Here is a 4,730-nt window from a genome sequence, read left to right on the forward strand (position 1 = left end):
CATAGTCTTCAGCGGCACCCTTACCTAATTCTCCAATAACTTCCTGAGCAATAAATTTAACCGCTTCACTACTCCCCCAAGCAATTAACCATTCAATCATAATTATTTAATCTGTTATGTGTTAGTTCTTTTTTATTATAAAAAAATTAGGAAGAGTTTATAGCAGTATAAATGAGGGGTAGTAGTCCAGTAGGGTGCGTTACGCTGACGCTAACACACCCTACTTCTTCTTCCTTCTTCCTTACTTTTTCACAATCATTTTCTCCACTGCTTCCGCAGTCGCAGGAGCTAATAACACCCCATTCCGATAGTGACCCGTTGCCAACAACACATTTTTAAACCCTTCCAAATAACCAACAGCAGGAGCTGGTTGACCCTCTGGACGAGGCCGCAAACCAGACCATTTTCTTAACACCGTTGCATCTGCCAAACTCGGGCAAAAACTAATAGCTCTTTCCATCACCGTATCCAACCTACTAGAGTCCGCTACCACCTCACCCGCATCATCAGGAAATTCTACCGTTGCTCCCACCCAATATTCATTTTCCCCCACTGGTACAATATTCACATCATCCCCAATTATCACTGGCTGAAAATCTAGATTTCCTAGAGGCGATCGCCCTTGCAAATATAGAGCTTGACCTAATACAGGCACAATAGTAAATTTACGGTCAAGATTTGATTTACGCTTCAGTTGTAGAGACCTTAACTTACCATCTTTTATTCCTTGCAAACATGGCAAAGACCCCAACCCCGCCGCCACAACTAACCAATTTACATCCGCCAAAACAGGAGCTTTTTTAGCTGGGTCTAGACTTTTTGTCCGTATTTGCTGACAACGATATTCGTTATTTGGTAGCGCTATAGTATTATATTCCGCAACTGTTACTCCAAAATGAAAATTCACCCCATTTTGTTGAGCAGCTTCTACCAAAGCTAAAGTCAGATCCACCGGGTTAATTTGGAAATCTTGAGGAGAATAAATAGCTGCTGTAACTTCAGATGTCTCGATCTGAGGAGAGCGATCGCGCAATTGAGCAATATCCCACATTTCCAATGGTAAACCATCTGCTTGCCGAATATCTACCAATTTTTTCCACCTATCTAAGTCATCCCCAGGCAAACACAACAACAAAATACCATCACGGTTATGAGAAATAGGGCGATTTATTTTTGCTTCCAACTCAGGAATTAAATTATGATAGCTCTGGACGCTCATGCGCCTCATTTTCCAAGGTCTGCCTTTAACTTTTTGGCTAATTACCCCCATCAACACCCCCAAAGCAGCGCCAGTGGAAGCTTGGGCAGGTGCTTGTTTGTCCAAGACCGTAATTTTTAACCCTTCAATTTTACTTAGTTGATAGGCGATCGATGCCCCAATAATTCCACATCCAATAATTACTATATGAGTCATGTTAGCGTTGCTGAATTAGTGTATTTACTTAGGAGTCAGGAGTCAGGAGTCAGGAGTCAGGAGGGAAGAAAGAAGAAGAAAGTTTTTTGATTGCGATCTTATCTTGACATGATATCATACCTAAAATCACCAACGCCAAAAATTTATAATTTTTTCTTGAAAAAGAAAGAAGGAAGAAGTGAATGGGTAAAGTAGAAATTAAGATAGGGCGTGCAGTGCACACCCCATCAAGTAATATTGAAATTTATCAAAATAATTGGGTCGCGCCACCCCGCCTTTTAAGGCGAAATATTTTTGGAGCGAAGCTCAAATGCCCTACTTCCCCTCCTGGGAGGGGTTAGGGGTGGGTTAACTTCTGACTCCTGACTTCGTTAACATCGCTACACTTCTGGTTGGGTGTAGGGTTTTAACTAGCTATTAGCTTTTAGCATTTCCGTACCGGAATGCTCCGCAAACAGCGCTTCAGCTTTTAGGATCTCTGGTTTAAATCCCCGGTTTCTATAAACCGGAAGGTTTAGGAGAGGTTGAAATCTCCTTCTAAATATTTATTGCTGACTGCTAAATGCTGACTGCTGATTGCTTATTTAATTAGGGCTTGCTGATTAAATCTAAAAGCATTGACATATAAAGATTTTAGCCTTTTTTTGGCCTTTAAAAAGTACCTTATCACGTCTAAAACGCTCAAAAAGGAGCGTATTTTAGGCGCATAGTTGGGCAGAAAAATTCAGGGACAATTCTTACTCCTAACTTCCTCGCTCATTCCCATTTCTCCTGTCTCCTGTCTCCTGTCTCCTGTCTCCTACCCCAGCAAAAAGACTTTATTCAGTAAACCCTAATTACTTTTAGGTATCAAACTGAAGAAAGTGTCAAAATCTGCTATTGCTTTTGTATACTCATTAGTCGCTTGCAGTTTGTCATTTGCTGCTGCTGCAACATCAATTTCTTCTAAATCCTGAAATACTTCCTTTGCTGCATCCAACACAGGTGCTTTATCCTTTGGCAATAACAAACTTTGGGTCAAATAGTTAGTCTTGCTCCGCAAGTCTCCTAAAGGCCCATGAATAAATGTATCTACATTGACCCAATCTTCCTTTTGAATTAGGGTTTTCAGTTCATCCATGCGATCGCGCAAAGCGACAATTCCCGCTGTGTACTGTTCAATTTTTTGTAATTGAGCATCTGAGTAGGTTGGCGGTGGAGCAGGGGAACCACAGCTTGCCAAAAACGCTACTAACAGCGCCATCATCCATGCTACTATCGAGCGTTTATTTAACATCATCCTCTTTGAATTTATCTACTAAATTGAATATTCCATCTTAGATTAAAAATGGAAATGACTATTTTGGCAAGGGGAGTATATATACTTAGGGTTTGTGCTCAAAAGTCTTATGGGTAAGGGTAGGAGACAGTAGACAGGAGACAGGAGACAGGAAGAACGGGGAATGAGCGAGGAGGTAGGAGTAAGAATTGTCCCTCAATTTTTCTGTCCGAAGGTTTGCCTTTTATGCTAACTTTTCGAGGGTTTTAGACTACTCCCAGCGCACAACTTGGGAATTCAAGAAGGCTCAAACCTTTACTTGCCAATCCTTTGAGATTAGATCGGTAAGCCCTACTTATAAACAAAGGTAGAGGAAAGATTGTGCCCTCTGCCTTCTGCCTTCTGCCTTCGTTCAATTGTTTTGCTTAATACTTCCAAACACTTTTTCTACTACACCGACTAAAGTCTCTCGTGGGAAAAAACGAGAAAGATTAACAATTACCTGATTTAAAAAGCCTCCTGTCACAGCATTAGACTGATTTTTTTCTAAAGCTTGAAGAGCATCTTTGACTACTTCTTCTGTAGGGGTCAATTTTGACATGGAAGATCCGCCTACAGATTTAGGAAATTCCGCTTTTTGGAAAAATTCTGATTCTGTTGGTCCAGGGCAAAGTGCTAATATCTTCACCCCTGAATCTTGATTTTCTGCCCACAATGCCTCACTAAAACTTAAAACAAATGCCTTTGTTGCACCATAAACTGACATATAAGGTAAAGGTTGAAAACCACCTATTGAGGAAACATTAATAATTGCCCCGGACTTATTTTGTTGCATTCCAGGTAAAAATAAATGTGTTAATTCTACTAAAGCAGTAATATTTAATTGAATCATATTAACCTGCTTTTCTAGAGGTCTCTCGGTAAAATTTCCATAGTCACCGAAACCAGCATTATTTACTAATAAATCTATAGTTAATCCTTTCTGAAAAACTGTCTCAAATACAGAATTTGTTGCTGCTGGTGCTGTTAAATCTTGGACTATTACATCAGCCTGAATTTGATATTGACTTTGTAATTCATTTGCTAATTTTTGTAGTTTATCTTCTGAACGAGCTACCAATACTAAGTTAGTTTTTCTACTTGCTAATTCTTTGGCAAAAATTTCACCAATTCCAGAAGAAGCACCTGTAATTAATGCAGTTTTCATTTTATTCGATCTGAGATTAGTTATGTAAAGTAAAGTTCTAAAATTACATTACATAATTAATCATAGTATAAAGGAATATAAATTTTATTAAATATTTACTAAATAGTGAAAATTCCAGCAGTTTTGGTAGATTAATAAAATAAATACCGGAGATTATATTATAACTTTTCGTATTCTATACTTGGATGGTGGCGGTATTAGAGGTGTAATGCCAGCCCGTATTCTTGAGAAAATTGAGGAACAATTAGGTGGCCGTTTAAAAGACCACTTCGATCTAATTGCTGGTACTTCAACAGGGTCTATATTGGCTGTAGGAATTGCACTAGGGAAAAGCCCTAAAGAATTATTAGATCTATATTTAGAAAAAGGTTTGCAAATATTTCCCTATCAAAAGCTCTTTTCACCCCAGCGGTTGCCATTAATTTTTAAATACGGTCTTTCTACCCCCAAATTTTCAGATGAAGGCTTAATTTCTGTACTTAAAGAGCAATTTGGAGAAGCCACATTTGCTGACCTGACGCCCAAATCCGATCAAGGTAAACCTCCGCTCAAAGTTTTAGTTCCTAGTTACGATACTCAAGATCGCAACCCAATTATTTTTAAGAGTTGGTTCCACGAGCGATGGTATGCTCAAGTTCCAGTTTGGGAGATTTGTGTCTCTTCTGCTTCAGCTCCTACTTATTTTCCTGCTCATCGAATCGAAAAGAATGGGCAGGTTTACTCTTTATATCATGTCCGTTTATATCGTTTGTGTAAACCCAAGGGTGAATATCTACAGGAAATGATGGTTTTTTCTTGCGAGGGTAGCCTTCTTTCCTCTTCCCTCTTTCTTCTTCCTTCTTCCTTCTTCC

4 protein-coding genes are annotated in these 4,730 nt (G+C 39.2%); 1 reads left to right on the forward strand and 3 read right to left on the reverse strand.

Features of this window, described 5'->3' with window-relative positions; translation table 11 throughout:
- Positions 1-241: 241 nt before the first annotated feature.
- The 3 genes from F6K06_RS33080 to F6K06_RS33090 form a co-directional block, all read right to left on the reverse strand.
- Positions 242-1,414 carry an FAD-binding oxidoreductase gene (locus tag F6K06_RS33080; protein ID WP_124143388.1) on the reverse strand — a complete coding sequence of 391 codons (1,173 nt, stop codon included), beginning with the start codon at positions 1,412-1,414 and terminating at the stop codon, positions 242-244.
- An 832-nt stretch (positions 1,415-2,246) separates the two neighbouring features.
- Positions 2,247-2,693, reverse strand: coding sequence for a photosystem II protein PsbQ (gene psbQ / locus F6K06_RS33085; RefSeq protein WP_124143389.1), 447 nt, complete (start codon positions 2,691-2,693; stop codon positions 2,247-2,249).
- A 391-nt stretch (positions 2,694-3,084) separates the two neighbouring features.
- Positions 3,085-3,879 (reverse strand): SDR family oxidoreductase, encoded by a 795-nt coding sequence (locus tag F6K06_RS33090; RefSeq protein ID WP_124143390.1) that lies wholly within the window; start codon positions 3,877-3,879, stop codon positions 3,085-3,087.
- Positions 3,880-4,087: 208 nt separating this feature from the next.
- On the opposite strand from F6K06_RS33090, the gene F6K06_RS33095 reads away from it, so the two are divergent.
- A partial coding sequence (locus tag F6K06_RS33095; RefSeq protein ID WP_287287966.1) for a patatin-like phospholipase family protein occupies positions 4,088-4,730 on the forward strand: 643 nt, incomplete at its 3' end.

Source organism: Okeania sp. SIO1H4 (assembly GCF_010672695.1).
In the GTDB taxonomy this organism is placed as follows: Bacteria; Cyanobacteriota; Cyanobacteriia; order Cyanobacteriales; family Microcoleaceae; genus Okeania; species Okeania hirsuta.